General features: G+C 48.1%; 24 protein-coding genes and 1 pseudogene. All 25 read right to left on the bottom strand.

Annotated features, from left to right (window positions below; genetic code table 11):
* A pseudogene (locus H8S75_RS31570) lies at nucleotides 1-541 on the bottom strand (hypothetical protein); the annotation flags it as partial.
* Nucleotides 542-767: 226 nt separating this feature from the next.
* A complete protein-coding gene (locus H8S75_RS31565) occupies nucleotides 768-1,901 on the bottom strand; it encodes a hypothetical protein (RefSeq protein WP_187024859.1) in 1,134 nt (377 codons plus the stop codon).
* A gap of 13 nt (nucleotides 1,902-1,914) precedes the next feature.
* Nucleotides 1,915-2,388 carry a hypothetical protein gene (locus tag H8S75_RS31560; protein ID WP_187024854.1) on the bottom strand — a complete coding sequence of 158 codons (474 nt, stop codon included), beginning with the start codon at nucleotides 2,386-2,388 and terminating at the stop codon, nucleotides 1,915-1,917.
* A 16-nt stretch (nucleotides 2,389-2,404) separates the two neighbouring features.
* A complete protein-coding gene (locus H8S75_RS31555; RefSeq protein WP_187024853.1) occupies nucleotides 2,405-2,950 on the bottom strand; it encodes a hypothetical protein in 546 nt (181 codons plus the stop codon).
* 71 nt (nucleotides 2,951-3,021) lie between these two features.
* Complete coding sequence (locus H8S75_RS31550; protein WP_187024852.1) at nucleotides 3,022-3,579, bottom strand: hypothetical protein; 558 nt, start codon at nucleotides 3,577-3,579, stop codon at nucleotides 3,022-3,024.
* A 49-nt stretch (nucleotides 3,580-3,628) separates the two neighbouring features.
* Entirely contained in the window at nucleotides 3,629-5,626 is a 1,998-nt protein-coding gene (locus H8S75_RS31545; RefSeq protein ID WP_187024851.1) for a phage tail spike protein, read from the bottom strand.
* Nucleotides 5,627-6,328 carry a distal tail protein Dit gene (locus tag H8S75_RS31540; protein ID WP_187024850.1) on the bottom strand — a complete coding sequence of 234 codons (702 nt, stop codon included), beginning with the start codon at nucleotides 6,326-6,328 and terminating at the stop codon, nucleotides 5,627-5,629.
* Nucleotides 6,328-11,334, bottom strand: a complete 5,007-nt coding sequence (locus tag H8S75_RS33505; RefSeq protein ID WP_349769029.1) for a phage tail tape measure protein — start codon at nucleotides 11,332-11,334, stop codon at nucleotides 6,328-6,330. Before H8S75_RS33505 ends, H8S75_RS31540 begins: the two co-directional genes overlap by 1 nt.
* Nucleotides 11,335-11,548: 214 nt before the next feature.
* Nucleotides 11,549-11,869 (bottom strand): phage tail assembly chaperone G, encoded by a 321-nt coding sequence (gene gpG / locus H8S75_RS31530; protein ID WP_187024849.1) that lies wholly within the window; start codon nucleotides 11,867-11,869, stop codon nucleotides 11,549-11,551.
* Nucleotides 11,844-12,458 carry a major tail protein gene (locus H8S75_RS31525; RefSeq protein ID WP_187024848.1) on the bottom strand — a complete coding sequence of 205 codons (615 nt, stop codon included), beginning with the start codon at nucleotides 12,456-12,458 and terminating at the stop codon, nucleotides 11,844-11,846. Before H8S75_RS31525 ends, gpG begins: the two co-directional genes overlap by 26 nt.
* A 12-nt stretch (nucleotides 12,459-12,470) precedes the next feature.
* The gene (locus H8S75_RS31520) at nucleotides 12,471-12,860 is read right to left on the bottom strand and encodes a hypothetical protein (protein ID WP_187024847.1); all 390 of its coding nucleotides are present in this window, start codon (nucleotides 12,858-12,860) and stop codon (nucleotides 12,471-12,473) included.
* Entirely contained in the window at nucleotides 12,857-13,258 is a 402-nt protein-coding gene (locus H8S75_RS31515) for a hypothetical protein (RefSeq protein WP_187024846.1), read from the bottom strand. Before H8S75_RS31515 ends, H8S75_RS31520 begins: the two co-directional genes overlap by 4 nt.
* Entirely contained in the window at nucleotides 13,255-13,620 is a 366-nt protein-coding gene (locus H8S75_RS31510) for a phage head-tail adapter protein (protein WP_187024845.1), read from the bottom strand. The genes H8S75_RS31515 and H8S75_RS31510 overlap by 4 nt, the downstream gene beginning before the upstream one ends.
* Nucleotides 13,604-13,885, bottom strand: coding sequence for a phage gp6-like head-tail connector protein (locus H8S75_RS31505; protein ID WP_187024844.1), 282 nt, complete (start codon nucleotides 13,883-13,885; stop codon nucleotides 13,604-13,606). The genes H8S75_RS31510 and H8S75_RS31505 overlap by 17 nt, the downstream gene beginning before the upstream one ends.
* Before the next feature lie 45 nt (nucleotides 13,886-13,930).
* A complete protein-coding gene (locus tag H8S75_RS31500) occupies nucleotides 13,931-15,130 on the bottom strand; it encodes a phage major capsid protein (RefSeq protein WP_187024843.1) in 1,200 nt (399 codons plus the stop codon).
* A 4-nt stretch (nucleotides 15,131-15,134) separates the two neighbouring features.
* Nucleotides 15,135-15,845 (bottom strand): head maturation protease, ClpP-related, encoded by a 711-nt coding sequence (locus H8S75_RS31495; protein ID WP_187024842.1) that lies wholly within the window; start codon nucleotides 15,843-15,845, stop codon nucleotides 15,135-15,137.
* Nucleotides 15,842-17,011, bottom strand: a complete 1,170-nt coding sequence (locus tag H8S75_RS31490) for a phage portal protein (protein WP_243270547.1) — start codon at nucleotides 17,009-17,011, stop codon at nucleotides 15,842-15,844. Before H8S75_RS31490 ends, H8S75_RS31495 begins: the two co-directional genes overlap by 4 nt.
* 16 nt (nucleotides 17,012-17,027) lie before the next feature.
* Nucleotides 17,028-18,719 carry a terminase large subunit domain-containing protein gene (locus tag H8S75_RS31485; protein WP_187024841.1) on the bottom strand — a complete coding sequence of 564 codons (1,692 nt, stop codon included), beginning with the start codon at nucleotides 18,717-18,719 and terminating at the stop codon, nucleotides 17,028-17,030.
* 2 nt (nucleotides 18,720-18,721) lie between these two features.
* Complete coding sequence (locus tag H8S75_RS31480; RefSeq protein ID WP_187024840.1) at nucleotides 18,722-19,237, bottom strand: helix-turn-helix domain-containing protein; 516 nt, start codon at nucleotides 19,235-19,237, stop codon at nucleotides 18,722-18,724.
* Nucleotides 19,238-19,386: 149 nt separating this feature from the next.
* Nucleotides 19,387-19,698: an HD domain-containing protein gene (locus H8S75_RS31475; RefSeq protein WP_187024839.1), complete on the bottom strand. Its 312-nt coding sequence runs from the start codon at nucleotides 19,696-19,698 to the stop codon at nucleotides 19,387-19,389.
* Between the two features lie 16 nt (nucleotides 19,699-19,714).
* Nucleotides 19,715-20,044: an HNH endonuclease gene (locus H8S75_RS31470; RefSeq protein WP_349769028.1), complete on the bottom strand. Its 330-nt coding sequence runs from the start codon at nucleotides 20,042-20,044 to the stop codon at nucleotides 19,715-19,717.
* A 162-nt stretch (nucleotides 20,045-20,206) separates the two neighbouring features.
* Nucleotides 20,207-20,623, bottom strand: a complete 417-nt coding sequence (locus H8S75_RS31465) for a hypothetical protein (RefSeq protein ID WP_187024838.1) — start codon at nucleotides 20,621-20,623, stop codon at nucleotides 20,207-20,209.
* Between the two features lie 19 nt (nucleotides 20,624-20,642).
* Nucleotides 20,643-20,933, bottom strand: coding sequence for a DUF3789 domain-containing protein (locus H8S75_RS31460; protein ID WP_187024837.1), 291 nt, complete (start codon nucleotides 20,931-20,933; stop codon nucleotides 20,643-20,645).
* An 11-nt stretch (nucleotides 20,934-20,944) separates the two neighbouring features.
* Nucleotides 20,945-21,280: a hypothetical protein gene (locus H8S75_RS31455; RefSeq protein ID WP_187024836.1), complete on the bottom strand. Its 336-nt coding sequence runs from the start codon at nucleotides 21,278-21,280 to the stop codon at nucleotides 20,945-20,947.
* Nucleotides 21,281-21,312: 32 nt separating this feature from the next.
* Nucleotides 21,313-22,755 carry a DNA cytosine methyltransferase gene (locus H8S75_RS31450; protein WP_279288750.1) on the bottom strand — a complete coding sequence of 481 codons (1,443 nt, stop codon included), beginning with the start codon at nucleotides 22,753-22,755 and terminating at the stop codon, nucleotides 21,313-21,315.
* Nucleotides 22,756-22,941 lie beyond the last annotated feature (186 nt).

Below are 22,941 nucleotides of genomic sequence, written 5' to 3'. Positions count from 1 at the left end.
GCCCGTTAAAATTTACTATACACTCCATTTTTCCGTATTGTATTTTTACATTCCCAATCTGGAGTTTATTGTATTGAGCAATTATAGCGCTACTATCAAGTTTGTTCGCTAAATCACTATTTACTTTACCAATCTTTTCATCGAGGGACTTTCCCATCGGACCACTTAATACGGTTGTGGCGTCCGTCGCAAGAAGATTATTTACGATCTTGCTTTTTTCAATGAGTTTAGTCATAACCTTATCAGCAATAGCGTCAACTAAGGCCTGTGATGTCACATTTGCTCCTGCTGTCCCCAGTACTCCGCTCGTATCATTTGCAGTAATCGCGGAAAGCGCCTCAGCGGCGAATCCTCTCGCCATATATTTCCAGTTCGCGCCTGCGGCTGGTGTTACGCCTTGTAAATTATCTTTAAGAGCACTCCATGTACTCCCGTTGTAGTATACCACATCACCGATTCGATATGTGGTACCTGACGCATACGTACCGCGATCTACGAAACCTATGCGCCCTAACTCTGTATATCCTGCTGGTGCTGCCATTTAAGTATTACCTCCTCTGTCTTTGTAATATAATCTTCCATCCGAAACTACAAAATCGTACAACACATTCGGCTTTCCTATATATAATGTTGATGTTTCTGGATCAAAATACAGGTCCGGCGGATCACCTCGTGGATACGTATTTTCTGTAATATACGTTTTAATATTTTCCCATAGCCGGGATACTCCCCGCGCTGTTAAAGGCTTTTGCATAGGGGCACCCCCATTATACGCATATTGCGTCTATCTCTGCATCAGTCATCGGGTCCGCCCACGTTCCGTCCGCACATAATACCGCATCTTGCTTTCCAGATGCAGGAGCCGGGACTAATCCAGTTCCACCATCCGCGGAGGCTGTAGCGCCTTTAAATGCGGAATAAGTTGTATTATCGGGTGTTTGATATGTTCCGTCAGCCCTCAAAAACTTTGTCTGTGATCCTGCTGGCGGAGCAGGAACATAGCCAGCGGCACCAGCGGCTGAGGCCGTCGCGCCCTTCATGGCAATGGGTTTCGTATCTGTAAATACTGCATTTGCTGGCACATCTTTCTCAACTGTATGCCCTCCAACCGTTGCCGCATTACCACCGTTTGCGGGCATCGACGTAGGTTTATTTTTAACAAATGCGTCGGATGCAGTATCCGTCACATTCCAGTCAGACTGTACATTCTGTTCTGCATTTGCTGGAGCGTGAGCTGTCTGGCTGTGGTCATATGCAGTTTTCCCACGATCTCCACGGAAAGCAGTACTGGCCGTCTCACCTAACGCGATCCCCTCATTGACTTGCGCATACGCTGTACCACTCCACCGGTATTCTCTCATGTTGTAATTTCCAGTGGTCAGCACAATATAAATCTTTCCGCTTTCCGGAGCCAGCGCCGCACCTTCTGAAGTAAGTGACAACCACCCTGATGAAAACGCTGTAGCTCCAGTTACAATATATGAATCGATTACATCATCCACATAAGATGGCAACTGAGCCGCCGGAACATGGCCGGAATCGTCTAATTCTGCCACGCCTCCAGCTACTCCCTTCTGTGCCGATGGAATTGCACCAACGTCTCCAGCCGCAAGCGTTATATCTGCTGACAGTGCCTTATTATTAACCTTGCGCGTCGTCGGTACCTTTCCGCTTAAAGCTGTATTAACAACCTTATTTTGTACCGGATTTGTGGATGAACTGGATAATGCGCTGTCTACAGTCGTGTTATGCAGTTCATTCAGTTTTTGTTTCTCCGCAGTTGTATAATCCTCTGTAGATAATCCTTTTCCAGATACCTTAGCAACATAACCATCTTTTACATGGTTTTTCATATTGATCCAGAGTCTTGCTATATTTTCAGCGGTTACACGTTTTCCCATTTTTATACTCCTCTCATACACAAATATTATCGATCTCTTCGTCGGTTAATGGCTCAAGATTAGATTCCATTGTGGCCCACTCCGTATCATAATCGTTTTCACTTGCTTTCACTAAGGTCTGACCGGATTCCCCTCCCTTTGGAAGTAACCGGCTGTAATCCTTATACTCTGGTAATACATAGTTGTCCGGCTGCGGTCTGCTATCTACAGTCATTTTAATAGACAGGATTGTCTCACCGCTTGCCGCCGACCTCACATATACATACGCGATAATCTCCTCCGGATTCTGGAGCATAATATCGGGAATCATTGCATGATTGCTTTTCAGATATGCAATACTGGACAGCTTCCCCTGATAGTAATTGATTTCTGTGTCGTCAGGAATCTCAAGTTCAGCGCATTCAATCGCAAGTTCCTGACCATAATCCCACTGTGTAAGCCCGTGTGCAGAGGTTGTACAGTAGCCTGAAAATTTTGCTACAATCATATATGTGCCTCCCTTCTTACACTGTGATTTTCCAATAAAGCACCGAATCTACTACAACAAAATCAACACCAACACCCGCTTTTATATAAAGTGCAGATTCAGCCGGATCAAAATAGAATCCAGGGGCTATAATCTGGGAATACTGAGCCGCCCGATCCGCCTCATTTTTTGCACTGCCTGCTGATGTTTTGGCCTGTCTGCTGTAATATTCGCTGTTGTCTGTATCCTCTCCTGCTCTGCTATCGGTTCCTCCAACCGCCCAGCTTTTAGCTGTCGTAGCGCTTCCGGCGGAGTTTGCCGCCTGCACCGTGGCATTATCGAGAATCTCATCCGCATGGTTTAATGTTTCATTTGCTCTTGCTGTCGCCGCGTTCGCATCGGTTACGGCTTTATTTGCTGTGGTAATTGCATTATTAATTTTAGTAACCTGAGCTGCAACGTCTGCAATGGCATCTTCTCCATCCTTATTGACTTTCTCCGCCAGAGATATCATTGACCCGCGGACTTCTTCTCCGCGTTCTGCCTCCCGGAAATCCCGTATTTCCTTGCTAATATCTGCCATGTAATCACCTCGCTTTTAGGCATACAAAAAGAGCGGGGTAGTTATCCTCGCTCTCTATTCGATATCTTATTTTATTCGTAACTTGTGCACTCTGGTACGTACTGTGTCTCCAGCCAAGACAGAAACTCAGGATCGTCTGAGTTGACTCCTCCATCGGCTCCAGTTGTCAGGCCGTCGTAATATTCGTAACCCTCCATCAGTTCTCCATAACCGTTGAAAGCATATAATACATCATCAATCTTCGTTACTCCTAATGGAATAGTTTTATCATCAAATTCAAATGACCATATTCCGTCTTCAGACTGACTCCATTTACCTGCATAGGTCTCACGACTCTTACTCTTGCGTCCGCCATTTCCATCAGGCTCTCCCCATCTCCGAATAAGGCCATTATCGTATAATCTTTGTATTCCAGCCTTTTTTGTATTATAACTACCAGAAAACTGAACGCAAATATCATCATTTAACCATGTCCACCTGCTACCAAGTGTTTTATCTTCATATCTAACTTCATTTCCCGGATTGTCCGGAACAAATTCTCCGTTTATTAAGTCTTCCATAGCAAATGTATTAAAAGTAAAGCATAATGCAAATAAAACAACTAAAGTTAATAGGCTTTTTTTCTTCATGATAGTAACCTCCTTATAGTTTTTATTATATCATTATGCCCCTTTAACTTCAACCCTCCAAATCACTTATCCTATCTCTAAGGATACTTATTCTTTCATATAAATCTTTGAACATATCTAACGCACTCATATACTCTGTCCACGGGTCACTAAACCAAATATCGCCATCCGTATTTATACCACTTGCCGTATAGTTAGTCCTTTTACCATTGTTCTGTATAACAATACTTGAGGGTAGATCATATGCTTCACTATTAGAAATCTGTATACTGTTACCATTATCACGACTATACAATATACTACCCGAAACGCCAAAACCGTATAACCATGCATATTGTTCCGTAATATCCACATTTCCAATGTGAATCTCCCCGGAATTTATTTCCACCGCCCCGTCACTGTCCACCTCAAACGTGCCATTCCCGATATTAATCCTGCCACCTATGATGTTCGATCCTTTGATCGTACTGCCTTCTATGATGCCTAATAGCACATGCAGCCCAGTCTTATCCCAGGTTCCGATCACAGTGCCATCTGTATTCTTTACGGTAATGCTGCCGTCTCTCGCCAAGCCGGCGCCGCCTACTTCTAGGATTCCTCCGCGGATCCGATCTGCCAGCATGGTGCCCGATGTAATGAAATCCGCCACCAGATTCCCGTCTATGGTCCAGGCGTTGGCATAAGGCCCATTGATTCCCGTTGTAGAAAATCCAATCCCGTTCTGATTAAACTGGATCACATTCTTAGCCGTTTCCTTATCTGGTGTATTCATGATCAGGATACGCCACGGATGAATCTTTTCCCCCGTATTCGGATCCACGTTATCAAGCACCACATAGCCGCCTAAACCTCCGGTGATTAAGTTTGTGGCGTTCTCCACCTTCCGCTTGATCTCTGCTGACGTGCTTTCAGCCACCTTATCGACCGCCTCTGATGCAGCCTGCTGGGAGTTTACCGCTTTATCTACAAAGGTTTCCGGCGGCTTTCCAAGCGTGATGCTGCCGGCTGTCGGGTCTAACAGGTTTATCACCCGTTTGGTCAGCAGAAGTTTCTGGTCAATACCGTGCGGCCTGCTGATCACCTGCGTCCAGTAGCCAAGTTCTAACCGGGTCTCGTCACTGTCGACAAAGGATAAGTCCATTACATTAGCCTCGATCGATACTGGCAGGGCGGATACCTCCTGTAAATACTTCTTCGCCTTTGCCAGCAGGTCCGCAGGCTCCTTTATATCGCTCCACTTGTAACTGCCCCACACCTTGCCAAATCTAGCTACGGCGGCGTCATCCTGAATATAGTTGACTCCCTGGTTGACTGAGGAGATGTCAACGGTTTTAACCTGCATCTCCCCCAAATCGTCCTGATACTCCACATCGGCTCCCAGCGGGATTAAGCAGGTGACAATGGACGATGCGTCCATACGCGCATCTAATTCCAGGAGATTGATCCCGTACCGCACCACCTGCTCATTGATGCCTCCATAGTCCCATAGATAATCAAGGTACTTCTTTCCATTTACATTCCGTGTCCGGAAGTACCCTCCATACACTTTAGCGATCTGTGCATTCAGGATGTCAAGGGTAGTTGTATACTTTGTGCTTTTCCAGGTGATCGGGGAGCTGCTGTTTCCTGTTACGGTGACCGTTCCGAGATACATCTTTTTATAGTCATCCACCTGGTTGTTATGTGTCTCCAGCATCCGGGTGAGAAAGGTCGGAATATCGCATTCCATCTCGAACGGCTTTTGCTGGCTGTCTATCAGATAGGTATAATCCCCTTCACACGTAACCGCGATCAGGTTTTCCATGGTGTAATTCGGCTTCAGAATCCGCCCACGGTAAATTTCCCTTCCATCGTCATAAACAAAGATTTCCGTTTTTAAAAGGCCCAGCTTATCCGCATTGGGATGATTGGCCATCATGTAAAACTCCAGCTGGCCGGACCGCCCCATTTCCTGTGTCAGGACCGGAGAAAATACCCGCAGTTCGTCGTCAAGTGGTTCATACAGCGGGTAGTCTTCTCCCTGATTTCTCAAATAGATTTTATACATTTATAAAATACCTCCCCGGTAATCGACGGATACTGTTCCGTTTCCAGTAAAAATAAGGAGGTTATCTCCATCTTTAATTACCACATCATAGAGTTTATTTCTCCCTGCCTTCAGCGGGTAGGTAACCCCCTCAAACGTAAGGCTTAAGCTTCCGGCCACTTCCATTACCGGGATAATCCACCGCTCCGTTCCGGGGATCACCAATTCCCTGGTTCCCTCCACCTGCAAATCCCCATAGGACCGGATAAGCCCGGTTCTAAAATTGAAAGGATCCCACAGCCACGGTTCTAAGGAAGATACCAATTCGTACTTGTATGGCTCTGCGTTTACTGTAATGGTAAATGTTCCGGCCCTTACCACTCTTTCATAATCCGACACTGCCATTCTTCCGATATAGTAATAATCCGGGTCGTCCTCGAAGATGACCTTTCCTTCTTTTCCATGGAATTCTCTCAAAATGTTTGACACCGTGGCTGACCACTGGTTCATTGGCATCTCACACTGGAATTTCATGGTAATCTCCCGCCGCTTGTAGGTAGGCCGCCCAGAGTTTGTCTCGCTTAAGTCGATGGACCCGTCTCCCCCCGGAACCTCCTGGAAAAAGCTTTTTACCTCCGGGGGCTGCACGCTGTGCAGTTCTCTTAACGGCGCATGGTAGGTTTGAAACATGTCAATTCCGTTGATTGTAACTGATGGGTACATTATGCAATCCTCACTTTCGCACCTTGTTTTTGTCCTAAGCCAGAATTAAGGACGCCGGTGATCGCCTCTTTATCAAGAACAGGATTCTTGTCCGCAATCGTCTGCAACAGCTTCGTCATACGCTCATTAGAGGCGACTAATTGTTCCAGCAAAGCCTTGCTTTCCGACGGCTGGCTCTGCCCGATCGTTTCTGTCCTTTGCCCTGTCAGCACAGCAAGCGCGGCTTCTATGGCTGCCAGAACCCCCATGCGGTTCGACAATCCGGTCGCTGTAACGGAAAGCGTTCCAAGGCTGCCCTGGAAGGATTTAGTGACAAGATCAGCCGATCTCCCGGCGATCCTCTCCACATATGCTTGATTGTCCTCCATGCCTAAGCCGAACCCCTGGAGCATATAGCCGCCAAGCGACCGCATCACCCTGGAGGGAGAATGAATCTGTGCTGCATCTTTCGCCGCCTGCACCGCGCTTTTTATAATCTCACTCATGGTCTGATACAGCTCACCGCTTTTATTTTGCAGTCCCTGGATCAATCCTCCTATGGTGTTCTGTCCAATTTCCACAAAATCGGTCGGAAGGTTTGACAGGGTCTGTTTAAGACTTACTGCAATCTGCGAGAACTGGCTGACGTTTGCCTGACTGTCCGCTTCCGTGGACACGGTGCCGGCCACGGTTTTCACAGCCTGGGAAATCACCTGGACCATGGAATCCTTCACCTGGTCAAGGGGCTTTTGTATTTCCACGCCGATTTCGTTCATGGCCTGTAAGAAGTCGTTCTTATATCCTTCCAGTTCCTCAGAGGCCGCCATACGCATCTGGGAAATCTGTGCCTGCGTTTCCTCCAGCATAGGGGCAAGCTCTTTCTTTGCCTCCTTTTTGGCAAGGCGCTGCTTCTGTTTCCACATAGACACGTATTCGTCCAGCTCCTCGTCGGTCATCTGATTTAACAGAGCGATTTCTCCCGCAGCGCTGGTTCCCATGCCCCGAAGCTCCTCCATCAGTCCCTTCGATACGCCGCGCCTCTCCAGTGCCTTTAGGTTGTCCGCCCAGTCCTGCAATCCGGTAACCTGACTTTGCAGATTCTGAAGCAGGTCCTTTGTTGTTAAGTCCGTTTTGACAGAAAACTGATCAAACAGGCTCATAGAGGATGCAATGCTTTTTGCCTTTGATGCAAGCTTCTCCGTATAGGAGTCCTCAAGCGACTGGATATCCTTATTTAAGTCTTCATAGAGCTTTTTCGTTTTAGAAGTGTAAGTTTTTTCCGCATCAAGCATCTTATTGTCAAGGGACTGTTTCGCCTGAAAATACTGCTTATCCGCATCGATGCGGGCCTGTGTTCCTTCCTTGACCTGCTTTCTCACACGGTCCCAATAAGCGGCTTCATCCGCAAGGGTCAGGGTCTGATAAACCTTTGTATTATCTAACTTCTTCCTGGCGGCTTCAACGATCGCGTCCGCTATTTCCTCGGCGCTTTTCTTGGCATAATCCTTGTTTTGGGTAATCCCCTCCGCAATACCAAGAGCAATATTTTTCCCTACTTCATCCCGCATCACCCTTGACGGGGAGTGGATTTCCAGCGCATCCTTGACCGTCTTTGTCACCTTGTCCGCGATCTGGGCGGCCTTCGCATAGACGGCGCCCTCGCCGGCGGTTAATCCGTTGACAAGTCCCTGCATCAGGAACTGCCCCATTTCGGTGAATACTTTTGACGGGGAATGGATTCCCCATGCATCGGCGGCCGCGCCCGTAGCAGACTCGGCCATGTCCGTTGTCGACTGAGAGACCTCATCGGTATTATCAACAATTCCTTTGCGTATGCCATCTGTAAGGCTTTTTCCAAGTGCATTCAAATCCGCGGATGCGATAGCTCCCTGCAAGGTTTCATAGATACCCGATTTTCCCAGCACGTAATCCTTTAAGGAACTGCTTACCGTGTCATCCAGCTGCAGCGAATCCGTAAGAGTATCCCCGATCACGCCGTATGCTTTCTGCCATTCGTCCTGAGAGTCCAGAATCGTACTGGTGCCCTGTGCGATCATCTCCTTTAGCAGAGGGATCGATTCTGGTCCGGTTACACCGATCGCATTTAGATAGCTGTCACTGACACCCTCTTTGATCAGCTGAGCATACAGGGCGGAAAACTCCTGCGTCTTCTCAATCGTATCCTGCTGATTTTTCTGTATTTCGTCCCAGGTGGTTTTACTGTCTAATTTAATTTTCTCAGTTAAATCGCTCAGACTTCCGCTCATGGTCTCAAATGCGCCCAGGATCCCGTCAATGGCCTGTTGCTGCTTTTCTCCCAGATCCTCATAAGCGTTCCCCACAGAACCGTAGGCTTCCAGGATCGTCTGTGTACTCTCCGTAACCGCCTCTGCTTCCGCAGATGCAGATGTCACGATGATATCCGTTACAAAGTTGTAAGAGTCCCCCAGGGACGTAAGCTGTTCGTTTAAGGACTCTTCCTGGTCCGTTAAATCCTTGATGATGTCCCTGCGCTCCCGCTCTTTTAAACCGGTGTTTTCGGTTGTCTCCGCAATCTTGTTCTGTACCTGCGCAAGCTGCTCGTTGACACTCATCTGTTCCTTGAGGATCTCTGTCAACCGCTCCTTTGCCGCCTGGGCCTTTGCCTGCTCTTCCATTGCTGAAATCTGAGAATAGATCGCATCTGTGGTCATGTTCAGCGCATCGGCCTGTTCGTCGTATTGCAGATTCAGCCCTTCCGTGGAATCGTTTAGCATTTCTACATAAGTTTGCAGTTCTTTCTTCTGGGCGGCAGATTTATTTTCCACATTGGACAGCTCCTTGACCTTATCAGCCAGTTTCTTCGCTGCCCCCGCATTCTCCTTAATTGACTGTTCATTTTCCTCATAACCTTGCTGGCTGTTTTTCAGAGAGTCCGCTAAGGTGTCGTTGGTTTCCGCCAGCGCCTCCACTTCTTTTTTGGTTTCCTTCGCCGCTTCGCTCTCCCTGGTAAACCACTTCACCGCTGCAATCACGCCAGCAACCAACAAGCCGAGTCCTGCAATGATCCAGCCAATCGGACCAAGCAGAAGCGTTATGGCGGTTTTCAGCACTCCTGTGGCTACGGATAAGGCTCCTGTCGCTATGGTCTGCATCGTTGTGGCTGCCGTTTGCGCGGAAAGCCCTGCTGTCGATAGACCAAGTACCGATGTTCTCGCTTTTTCAGCAATCGTATGCGCCACCGTCGCAGCCGTCGTTTTTATTTTGGCAGCAACAGAGGCATTTAACGCGGCTGCCTGCGCCGCAAGGGTTCCGTTTCCGGCAACAATCACCAGATTTTTCGTACCCTCAGCGGCCGCATGAGCTTTGGACGCCGCGGTCTGGGCGACTGTTAATCCGGTTGTCACTTTCAGCTTCGCGTCAAACGCGGCAAACCGTTCCATGCCTGCGCCGATCCCCGTGGTCAGTTTTCCAATGCCGCTTGTCAGTTTCCCAATGATCAGCACCGACGGGCCAATCGTGGCCGCCAGAAGGGCGGAATTGACAATCATATTCTTGGTGCCGTCATCCATCTGATTAAACTGGTCAACAGCACCCTGTACTCCCGACACCAGTTCCCGGATCTTCGGCATTAAGATACTGCCAAAGGAGATCGCAAGCTCATCCGTCTGACTCTTTAAAATGGTCAGCTGCCCCGCAAGATTGTCCTGCATAGTTTCCGCCATTGCCGCCGCTGCACCCTCACTGTTCGCAATGGCTGCGTTTAATTTCTCCACATCTCCAGGCGCAGCGTTCATAACAGCCAGAAAGCCGGACATGGCGTTTTTCCCTACTAGCGCCTCTGCATTGGCGACCTGCTCCGCTGCTGTCATCCGTGAAAAGGCGCTGCGGCATTCCGATAAGATGTCATTAAGCCCTCGCATGGATCCGTCCTGATTCTGGGTTTGGATGGTCATCTCCCCAAAGGCCGCCCCCGCAAGCTTAACCTCACCGGCCAGATTGTTCATCATGCTTCTCATGGCAGTTCCTGCCATGGACCCCTTAATGCCGCTGTTTGCCATCAGCCCGATTGCTTCCGCGGTATCCTCCATGGTAAATCCCAGTGCTCCGGCAATTGGCGTGCAGTACTTGAAGGTCTCACCCATTAAGGCGACATTGGTGTTTGCATTGCTTGAGGCCGCCGCCATGATATCCGCCAGCCTCCCGGAATCCGCCGCACTCTTGCCAAATCCAGTCAAAGCGTCCGTCACAATATCCGAAGTCGTTGCCAGACTCTCACCACTGGCGGCAGCAAGACTCATGATTCCTTCAATGCCGTCAAGCATATCATTGGTCTTCCAGCCTGCCATTGCCATGTAATTCATGGCCTCCGCGGCTTCCTTTGCGGAAAACTTTGTTTTCTCGCCCATCTCCCGGGCTTTCTCCCGCAGCCGGTCAAAGTCCGTCCCCGTCGCACCGGAAACGGCGGATACCTGGCTCATTGCGGCGTCAAACTCCGCCGTTGTTTTTACTGCATAGGTTCCAAGTGCCAGTATCGGCGTGGTAACACCGGCTGTCAGCGCAGCCCCGGTCTTCTCCGCAATGTCCCCTGCTCTGGTCATATTCCGCCCGAACTTCTCTACGGCTTCCCCTGCCTGATATAGATCCGATTCCAATGTGGCAAGCCTGATGCTCACCTGTTGCAGCTGATTTTCATAAGTTCCCAGTTCACCAATGGCCTTGACATATTCATTCTGGGCTTTTATCAATGCATCCCGCTGTTTCTGTGTGGCTTCGGCATTTCCCTCCACGGCGGCCTTGCATTGTTCGTATTTTTCTTTCGCCAGCGCAACCTTTTGATTCTGGGCGGCAATTACACTGGTTAAACCCGTCTGCTTGACCTTCAGCTGGTCCAGTTCCTTTCCGCTTTTCCCCATGACATTTAACTGAGCTTTCATTTCCGTCATGGAGGTTTTTACCTGCTGGCTGATCCCCTTCATGCCACGGGAATAATTGCTGCTGTCTAATCCAAGTTCGATGATCATCTGCCCTAAAGGCTGCGCACTCATTCGTTCTCCTTTCCAACAAAAAAGGAACAAGCCTAAGCCTGTCCCTTTTCCTGTCTCATATAATCCATCAAATCAATCTTCTTCTGGCGCTTCCCGTCCATAACCACTTCCATCAGTGTTTCAAAATCCGCGTCTTCCACGTCGTTTAGAGTCCATCCCGCCTTGACAAGGCCCTTGCACAGCTTAAAATAGCCGTCCAGCGCCTCATCAGGCGTTACTGCTTTCCCACGGCGTGATCATCTTCCTCGCTTTTCCCCATTACAGCGGAAAATATCTTATCCAGCGTAGGGGTCAGTTCCTCACTGTCAAGCCCGTCCAAAATGGAATCCGGCGTCAAATCCTTATCGCCGAAAAAGTCACAGGTAAACCGAAGTCGTTCCTCCAACAGGCCCACCATATCATTTTTCCGTTCCAGGTCCGCAATTTTTTTCGAGTGCTTCATGCCTTCTTTGACCCAGCGCGCTTTGATTCGATCCTTTTTATACTCCCGGAAACTTCCGTCCTCGTTTTCAAGCCTTAGATACGCTCGCGACATTCACTCCACCTCCTGTTGGTTTATGGAATACCAGGGCCTCAATGGCCGCCCGTTCCGACTCGCTTCCTAAAAATTTGACCATCGTGCTGCCCTTGCTTTTATCCGCCCAGTCACTGGTCACGGGGGAGAAGGTGTAGGACTGGCTGTTTGGCGTATAGCCTCCTCCCTCTTTGGTCTTTAACGCAACATCTCCAGCGCTGAATTTTCCCTTAAAGAAACCGAATGCTGCCGTGTTTCCCTTTGCGTCCTCCGACTCCAGCAGAATTGCACAGTAGGGCGGTTCCGTACTCTCTCCGATAAACTGTGCCTTTAATGCCTCATCGACGGTATAGCCCAGCATTTTCCCCTCGGCATCGTCTGGTACATCGAACAGGGTAAAGGCTACTTTCACTTCTCCAGTCCCTCTCTGTGATACATAGTACGCCACATTTGATCCGTAAATTTTGGTAGGCTCCGCTGATAAGCCGCTGATTGTTGCCTCCTGCGTCGCACCTTTGTCCTGCTTTCCTTCGATCACAATCGGTTCGCCGGACGGTGCACCCTCCTCATCAAATACCTGTACTTTTAATCTTTTAAATCCGATTAACATAACTGACCTCCTTTAATAGTCTGTGTCATATGGTTTTGTGGTGGCAAGGTATCGCCTTGCATCCACATATCTTTTGGTTTCTTCAAAATATTCATCCAGACCGCCGGGCTGTTGGGAAAATCCCAGGTCCTGCATGACGGACTTCACAGCCTGCTGGATTTCCTTGCATTTTTTTCGGTCCTGCGACTGTACATCAATCTGGTAAAGGAATTCACACGCCAGTGCTTTATCCGATCCATAGACAGCATCCTGCGGTGGCTGCATGGGCCGGATCGTGATAAAAGGAAGTCCGGTGTCTCCTGTCTCTGGATACAGATAATACTTAATCCGGTCGGCACAGTTTCCGATTATTACCTCATTTCCCATCATTGCACCGTAAATAGTATTCAACATATCTTTCATAGACTTCTCCTCATTTCATCGGCAACTGTATGTAAATATTCTTCTTTTGACTGCTCTACGGTTTTTGCAATCACGCCAAACCCTCTTGGTGTGTACTGTTTCCCCTTTTTGGTATAGCCAAATTCATTCAGATGAACGATTCTCCAGCGGTCATGTTCTCCGTTCCAGCCGATTTTTAATTCCTCAACATCGTTCTTTGTTCTGGCGTCCGTTCGCATAATCTCTTCTTTGGAATACCCGGCGCCTTGAAAGGATTCAAAATTCTTTTTCATCTGCTCGACTACCACATCGCCGCCGGCGTTCAACGCCTGCTTTCGAATCCTTTTTGCCTGGGCTCCGGAATAGGCGTTTGCAATAGCTTTCTGCAAGTCTTCAAGCCCTCTTATCTCCACACTCATGATGTCACCCCCAGTAGGATGGTTATAAATCGGTTTTCAGTCAGGTCCGGCCGCACATCCAGCACGGAAAACACCTTGCCGGAATAGCGGTAGTCTAAAAGCTCTGCGGAGTGTTTGTTGGTCGGTAGGTACTCGCCGGCGGTGTCCCGGATTCGGATCGTGACCGCTTCCTTCGTCCCCGTAGTGTCCAGAATCGATAAATCCTTCATGGACGGGTTGTAGGCTTCGCACATACACTTATGAAGTACCTGTTTTTTACTTTCTCCCGGCTCTGGACCACTCCCCGGCACCATGATATAAAAAGACACAGGCGTCCTTAAGTCTCCTGTGTCGGTTTTTGGTTTTTTATAGTTTGGATGCATAATTGCCGCCTCCCATCAATTCCAGGGACAGATCCAGAATCCGCTGCTGAAAATTGGCATAGAAATATTCCAGGGAGTCGTTATATACATACCGGCTCCGCTCAAACACCAATTCCTTTCCTGCCTGATACTGTCTGATATCAAAGTCCCCTATCAGGTGCCTGATATCTTCATAAGAAGTCTTCAGGATATCCCTTAAGGTTTCATCTTCGCTTGCGTGATAGATCTTCATTCTCTGTTTAAATTCTACCAGAATTTGATCCATGGTTCACCTCCGCCCCGTTACGCTTCTACTAAACACGTTTAGGATTTATGCTTTCTTCGCGCTTGCAGCACTGGCTTCCGGCGCAGCGCCCGGAATCGCAAGTGTATAGATGGCTGCTGCGTCATTGTTAGCCGGCTGACCATTCCCCAGCATATCCACAGCGTACAGCACGGCGCGTTTCATGGCAAAGGTTTCCGTATATTCATAGACCTTTTCGGCCTGGGACTGGGTGGCGTCATACTCCCCATCCACATAGGCAATCAGCTTTTTAGCCGGTACATCAATGGACTGAATGATGTGGTCCGCCGGGATAAACGGCAGATTGGTGACAAAGGTTCCGGCCTGCGTCTGCACCGTGGCACGCGGGACAATGTCGTAGTAGTCGCTGGGGTTTACAATCAGGTAAATCTTTCCGTCTACGACCCGATGTTCCTCGGTGCCGGCGTCGGTCTTGCTGATTTTTCTTGTATAAACAGACAGCTTTTTCATAACTCCCGCCAGTTCGGTGATCATCGTCTTGGAGTCCGCAAAGGTCAGGGTCCCAGCAGCAGCCTTATCTGGGTACGATCCGTTTGTCACTGCACCGTCTAAATCCTTCAGTAAGCCAATCGGTTCATCGTTTCCGGTTCCCGCAATAATTTTCGTCGCCCAGATATCCCGTACTGCCTCGCGCAGGCAAAGCAGAACATAACGGTTAATCCACCGCGGCCCCAGTTCCAACGTGTCCTTGGAAATCAAGAAGAATGCAGTCAGGGCAAGCTGTGTATACTCCATTGCTCCAAACTCAGCATCAAGCTGCCCCTCAATGTCTTTATGTAACGGGCCAAAGACCGCTACCCCCTTACGCCTTGATTTAATCACCTTGACGCGTCCGACCGTCGGGGAGAACTTCACCAGCCGCAGGATCGGGTGATCCTTCTGAATATCGTCAAAGACGCGCTCCAGGATCGTTTCCGGCCATACTAAGTCCTCATCAAAACCGCTTTTCTTGATGACTTCATTGTAAAACTTAGTTTCCTCTGCGGTCAGGACTGGAATTCCCCTGGCCTGGAGAATACTGTTGTCATGAACGTTTTTTAATTCCTCATACTCACCCCGGACCTGATTTCCTGCATCTTCTGCAATGGCGGTCACATAGGCTTCCAAAGCCGCGTTTACCTGTTCCGGTGTTGCATTCTCGGCGGCGGAAATCCTCTTAAAGTCCTCCCGCGCATCTCTCGTTTTGTTGGTGATGGTTAATGCCATTTTTTCAATCTCCTTTTCTCAATTTATTTAACAGTGATTTTTGTTTTGCTCCCGGTGCTTCCGGCTTTTTAAACTGAGCCTGATACTGCGCCATCTCCTGCGCTACTGCCTGCTTAATGATGCCGGCAAGATCGGTACCAGAAACACCCGGTTTTGACTCCGCCTTTCCTTTGACTTCATCGGCAAAACCATAGGTTACCGCTTCATCTGCGGTAAAATTCTTTTCCTCTGCCATCCATTGGGTGATCTGCTCGGCGCTCTGCCCGGTTCGGTTGGTATAGATATCAAGAATGGACTGGTCTATAGCTTCTAGCGCTTCCAGACTCTTTTTCATGTCATTTTTATTTCCCCAGCAGAAACAGGACGCCTCATGGATCATAACAACCGAACCCATGTCCATGATTGCGGTATCCGCGCCGGCCAGAATTAAACTCGCTGCACTGGCCGCCTGCCCCGTCACCTCCACGGTGATGTGACTTTTATGGTCTTTTAGATAGTTGTACATCTCCACTCCCTCAAACACATCCCCGCCCGGCGAATTGAGTCGGATCGTCACATCGTCCTCAACTCCGTCCAGGGTGTTCCTTAACAGCTTTGCATCAATGCAGTCATCGTCCTCCCAATAGCGTTTCCGGATCACACCGCTTAAGGTAACGATTCTCTTTCCGTCCTTTGCCTCGTTTAAAAACTGGAACGGTATTTTTTCTCGGTTCATTTCTTCTCACCTCCCTCGGTTTCCTCATAATTTTTCGTGCGTATGATTTTCTTTCCTTCCCCATTTGGAAGTTCGTCGTATTCCAGTTCGTTTCTGATTTCATCAACATAAAAAGCGCCGCTGGAAACCAGCTTGTCGATCTGGGCGGCCATTTCCGCCAGATCGTAGGGCAACACGCCCCATACCTCCAGCCGGTTGCCGGAAACAACCTGTGTTTTCTGAAACAGCTTTGCGTTTAATTCGTCTTCCAGCTTCTTGACCAGCGGTTCCATGCAGATGCGGCGCAAGGCCTTTATGTTGTGCTCCAGCTCCGACAGCTCCCCGTGTATCAGAGCGCTGGGGGCGCCGATGATGCGTGATACATCATCAATCAACGACTTTTTCAGGTTCGTTAATTCTTCCACGGACTGGTTGGATACCTGGGTCTTGTTCGTATATTCCTCGTACTCAAAGCCCTTCATCTTCGGTACAATGGCGACGGAATTTGTCCGGAAGGATTCATAAATCTTATCAATAAAGCCCTGTAGTCTCTGGCTTCTTGTCTTTCCTTCGGCGTCCCCTTTCTCATTCGTGGTACCCGTTACATCCACGGTAACCGAAGCACGGATCTGATTGTTTCGCATGGCGACTTCCATCATCCGCCCGAACAGCTCGTTGTAATCTTTGAACAGTCCTTTTGTTATTTCCTCCAGGCCGCAGTTGTTGTATTCCAGATAAATGACATCCGACATGCGAAACGATTTTTGGAAACAGTAATCCTTTACCCGGACGCCTTCAAAGACATCTTCATATAGGGCATATTCCCGCCGCACAAATCCGTCTGCAATCAGCAGCTGATTGTCCTCGGTAAAGATCACCAATACCTCATTGTCAAACAGCAGCCGGTAAAAAACCTGCTGCCAGAAAAATGCCGCAGACATGTCCAGGTTCGGTCTGACATTTAAAATATAATCCCATTCGCGGTTATTGGAATCGGGTCCCGTCAGCCGGAAGGTGGCTGTGGACATAATTCTGGCAACAAAATTTAAAACCGTATCGATGGCAATCTTCTTTAGGTACAGCCGTTTCGATTCAGTCTCAATCAGCTCCAGTTCCTCCAGCCAGTCATCCGGGCTACTCCCACGTATGGAATGCCACCAGTCTGCAATGATTCCCATTTTTCTCATCACCCCCTTTTCTTCATTAAAAATGAATCTCATCCATCATGTCCAGAATGTCGTCTATTTGTACCTGATCATCTAATTCACCGGCCCGGTACAGGGCATAAACAAAGGCCTGGAAGCCGTCCGTTTTTCGTTTGACTTCCTCTTTCTTTAAAAACTGCTTTCCGTCCGGAGTCTCCTTGACATAGATATTGTTGGTGTACCAGCGCATCAGCGGGTTATCCCCGAAGATAAACTTCTTATTTGCAAACCCGTCCTCCACCCGGGAGGCCATTAACGGGTGGATACTTCGTGGCCGCTTGATGCACTCTACCTCAAAGCCCTCCGCTTCCAGCATCGGCCGTAAGATATCAAGCTTGTAGTTATCTGCGATAATCTTACGCACCCCGTATTTCTCCCGCATCTCCACAAACCAGTCCACGATGTGCTGCGGGTTAAGGGAGGGCTCGTCTACTACCTTCATAAGCCCTTTCCGTTCCCACTCTTTTATGGGGGCCTTTTTCTCTGTACCGGCAGATTGCCCGGTGATAGAATATCCGTAGTGAACATCACAAAAATACTTGACTGCAAAGGAAAATGTTTTAAATGCATACTCGTCTCCTTTCTTAAACAGCAGGCCGCAGGCCGCAAAGTCCCGGACGCTGCCATAGTCAAAGGCTCCGACCGGGACCGTATCCAGTTCAAAAAACGGCCGGTCCGTGGCCTTAATTTCCTCCCAGGAAGCAACGGAGTTTTCCATGCTTTCCTCCAGAAAGTTCATTCGTTTTGTCACAAACGCCGACCGACCGGACGGCTCCGTCGCCAGCTTCTTATACTGCTTCATGACCTTGGTAAACAGCCGTTCTCCCCGCTTGTTCAACGGTTTTTGTAAAGCAGGGTTGGCAAGAGCCCAAAGGTCCGGATCATCCATCTGTCCGATTTCGTCCAGTTCGCAGATGTAGGGGAAGATTCCGCTCCCCGCAAAATCAACGGCGCCGTTTAGAACGTCCTCACACTCCCGGTACTTGATATCAAAATATCCCTCACGGACAAACCCCTTGGTGCCGATAAAAAACTGCCGTCCGCAGTCCACCTTGCCAAGGCCTCCGGAAAACACATCCACAATCTCTGTATTCTCCATCTCATGGTACTCATCATAAATGACGGCCCCTTCCCTGCCACCATCCTGGGAACTGGCATTGCTTGTTTTATATTCAAAAACAGATTGAGTTTCCAGTCCCGTGATGCTGCTTTTGTATGCCTCGAATTCTTCCCTCAGATCCTCATTTCCTTTTTTCTGGATCACCCGGTAGCATTCCTGAAAACTTCGCTTGGCCTGCTTCTCGGAGTTAGCAACTACGGACACGTCATAGTAATCAATGCCATGCAGGGGACTGATAAAATAATTGGCCAGGGTGGAGATAAAACCGTTCTTTCCCCCGCCGCGGCCCATGTTGATTACAAACTCATCAAAGACCGGTTCATCACTTTCTATGTGAAACAAAAAAATGAATGGGGCAATAAACTTTTCCCATTCATCCAATTCAAAATACCAGGTTTCACTAAAGGTAATATAGTCTTCGATTTTTTCTTCGTCATAGTAATACCGGTCATCATATGGAAGGATATCCGTTTCAATCCGTTCGATGAGCTGGATTCTTTTTTTGTTTAAAAGGATTTCTCCCTTTTTCCATCTGTCTATGTAGGTATCTGCATATTTATTTTTTAGCATACTCACCGCCCCAACAGTCTGGACTTCTTATCCCGTACGCTGCCTCCTGGAAGCATTCCGTTTAACTGATGAATAATTGACTGATACGTCTTATCCCGGTTATCATAGTTCTCCACGATGGGACGCTTGCGGTCGTAGGGAATCTGGTTTTCACTTTGGGAAAATTTTTCGTATTCCCCGTTTTCAAGAATATCCTTCCAGTTGTCATCCAAAAGAATTCGAAGGCGCGCCGCCTGTATGATTAATCCTTCTGCCAGCTGTATCTGTGCCCTTGGCAAATCTTTAAACAGCCCATTCAGCCTCTCAATCTCTTTTGATACGCGCTTCTCGGTTTCCTCTACCTTGTCATCCAACAGGTAGACTAACGATACGCCTAACTGTTTTGCAATGGTGGTCAATAACTCCAGGCTGGGGGAGTTCCTTCCGTTTTCGATGCTGGAATAATAACTGGACGAGATCCCGCACCGCCTGGAAAACTCCTGCTGTGTCAGCGCCATGGCTGTTCTTTTCTCTTTCATTCGTGATCCAATATCCTTACCGTCCAGAATTATCCCTCCTTCCTGACGTATCGGTATCCGGGATGGGGGGGAGGGGGTAAAAAGTATGCCACATTTGAAAAATCGACCCCCTCCACCGGTTCCCGCCTCTCCCTTTTTCACCTGTCCCTTTAACCCCGGGGGTCTCCTGCTTCCTGCCTCCGCCTCAGTTCGAACATCTGTATGGTCAGCTTTTGCTTGTTGTCCTCGAATTCGTCCCACAGCTTTTGGTATTCAGCTCCGCGGCGCCCCGCGATCATCTTGGTTATCCTTCGCTGCCTTGCCTGAATCTCTCGGATTGGTTTATCCGTGTAAAAGGCGGTGTACTGCTCCCCGCACTTAGCACACTTAATATAGACCCGTTCCACTCCGTCAGGCAACTTACTGGTGTGCGGACGGAAGTCCTGTGAATGTCCGCATTTGTCACATGTGATTTGTGCCATATCATATCCTCCTTCCTTACTCCCAGCGCTCATCCTGCCACTTGTTTGTTCTTTTATTCAGATGCCTGTAGTTCATGCGGCCATGACGCTTGTTATGGCAGTCCTTACATAGCGTCCTTAGATTGTCATCATCAAGGGCCAGCTCCGGATGTTCGGCAAGTTCCTGAATGTGATCAACCTCCAGCACTGACTCGTCCGATACCGTGACGCGCCCGGCCTCCTTACACCACTGGCATTCATAGTTGTCTCTCGCTAATATCTCCGCGCGCTTCTCTCTCCACTCCTGGGAGCCATAAAACAATGCCCGGCCAGCTTTTGTTGTGTGATCAATGTCCAGTGCATTCACCGCCTCTCATTTCTATAATGGCTTTAATCCAAACTCTAGATGCCTGCTGCCCTGAGTTTCATGCAGTAGGTGAATTATGAAAATGAAAAAGGCTCCCGTCCCCGGAAGCCATAATCTCATGCTATGATTATAACATATTGACTTGTCCTGTGAGTCCCAAATTTATTCTTTTTTCTTATCCATTAGCCAGTAAAACTTTTTTCTTCTTTCATAGTAAGTATTCTTACTACAAGAGATATTCATGATCATCGACAAATATCTATATGTTATTCCCTCCTCTGTTACAGCTTTCATGATATATGGATATAACTCTACTCCACCTGCTGCCATGGCGGTCTCCTCAACCAGCTTACACTTCTTTTCTAACTCCATTCTCCTCAAAGCAAGTTCTTGAGTAGGGTTACCAGCCTCTCCTTCTCCCTTTGGCAATTCGCTAATTTCAATTGACTTAACTGTATCTGTTTTATATTTCAGTTCGTCCTTCCACTCCTTATACTGCAAACAAAAATTATATAGTTCTGAAAACCTGTGCTTTGTTATATTATACTTTGTTCTGTTTAATGGTCTTACATTTGGCAATACAATCCCTCCTGCTGCCTCAGTTTACTATTTTTTTTACCGCTTCCACTGTGTCATTATATGCATGACAATACACCGGTGGAAATCCTTCCGGCGGCTTCATCTGGTCTATGCTCTCCCGTACCTCTGCCTGCCACATGTGTAGATATTCATTTTCCAACCGTAAATTTAATATTTCTCTTGCCTGATCCATAACCATGATCTCACTTTCAGAGTCTTCATCTCTCCCAGCCATACACAGGCAAATTGTTATAACACCTAACACGCTTCCTGCAAACAACAGTAAGATTGCCCAAAATATATCGCTCATGTCTTTCTCCTTTAAATTAACCTCATTTTCCTTCTTCTTTTCATAGCAGCGTATTCTGAAATTTCAAACTTCTCACAGTTTTCCATTTGTCGTGATTTATGTTTAAGGCTTTCATCATAGTGATAGCATTCGTCGCAATTAAAACATGATTTTTTTACCTCTTCTGGCTTAACTTTATTCCACAGATTTTCCACATTATTTACACAATGCTCACATAGACAATTTGCACATTGTATCATAGGATCATTTATCTTTATGAAAAGTCGTTCAAACAATGGCTTCGTCTCTACTATTTCTGGTTCCTGAGGCTTTTCGATAAAATCAAATACATCCATTTGCTTATACATATCTCCTCCTAATACGTTAAATGATCGTTTTGTTAAGCAAACCACAGCTGTTCCCGGCTATCATCTATACTCATATTCGGCATTCTCTCGCCAACTTTGAGATACGGACAATTTGCAGATACCAACGCCTGCGCCATTATCGGTACCACACTATTTCCGATCCTCGCTACTTGCTCCCCGACGGGATACGGCTTCCCCTCTATGTCGCGATTAAGTATGTAATCCTCCGGGAATCCCTGCATTCTCTTAAGCTCCTCTGGTTTCAGCATACGGAGGAAAATATCTTTCAAGATATACTGTTCTCCATCAATATCAGTTACCACGTTTACGAGGCCGAACCGATCCTTTGTTGTAATGGTCCCAAGCGGTTTTCCTGCTTCTTGTCCGCAACCCGTGCCATAATACTTAATCAGGAAGGCAGATATAAGCCCGAAATGCCCCGGTGATGTGGTAATTGTGTGCAATGGCTCTTCACAGCCCTGCCCGGTCCCGGATTTATAAAACTTTGTGACGAATGCCGTAACCAGACCATACCGGTTACTGGTATCAATTGTCTTTATTGGTTCCGTCAGGAGTTGTCCGCGCGAATCACCTTCCCGCGTCTCCCCGTGGTATTGGATCATAAAAGCGACGGCACCTTGATTTTGTACTACATAAGGCTGAGGATTGTTTACGACATATTTTACATACCCGTTTGCGATCCTTTTCATGGTGGCCTCCGCCAGCGGCTTCGGACGGTCAAATATGGATCTCCCCAAGTCTGACCAATCAATATAATCTCCGCATTCCAGCCACTTCAGCCGGCCATCTGCTCCGCTCTTGCTGTGTGTTGGCTCCGGCCATGTAATCGGCTTCCCGTCTCTCCGGAAGATTGCATACCAGCGCTTCCGCGTTGTCGGCGCTCCGTAATCCGCTGCTACCAGTTCCCGGCTGTCAAAATCATATCCCAGCTTCTTCATGGCCGCTATGAATCGTTTGTAATCCTCCCCAGCCCTTTCTTTTATTGGGTGCCCTGCCTCGTCCAGGGGTCCCCATTGTTGTATCTCCTCGACATTTTCCATTAAGATAACATCAGGAAGAATTGCTTTAGCGTGCTTGTACACCGCCCATGGCAGGATTCTAAGCCCCTTATTACGCGGCTGTCCTCCTTTTGCCTTACTGTGACTGGTGCAATCTGGAGAGGCCCACATAAGTGCTACATGGCGGCCAGCAACATACTTTTTAAGATCGACCTTAAATATATCCTCGGTCAGATGCAACGTATCCGGATGATTGACTTTGTGCATCCGGATCGCCTGCGGATCATGATTGATGGCTATATCAACCGGACGCCCCAGCGCCATTTCTATTCCTACGCTTGCCCCGCCGCCGCCCGCAAAACAGTCTATAATTAAGTCTTTTTTTAACGGTCCTATTGTATCTGCAATCTCAATCTGACCATCACACTCATAATTATCAAATACTTCTAAACCCATCTTCTCAAAAGGAACCCGGCGCGCCTGTTTTCCGGAAAGGTTCCGGCTCCTTTCGTTATCGTTCAAATATCAGTTTTGTGGATTAAAGATACGCTGCATCTGGAGCAATCACGCCATCTTTTCCAATCACAAACGACTGATGATATTCCAGCTCCCGGATAACCGCCGTGATAGTTTCAAAAGCCG

The sequence above is a fragment of the Hungatella hominis genome (assembly GCF_014288005.1).
GTDB classification, from domain to species: Bacteria; Bacillota; Clostridia; order Lachnospirales; family Lachnospiraceae; genus Hungatella; species Hungatella effluvii.
The sequence above is the reverse complement of the archived record's forward strand: the minus strand, read 5'-3'. Positions and strand labels throughout refer to the sequence as shown.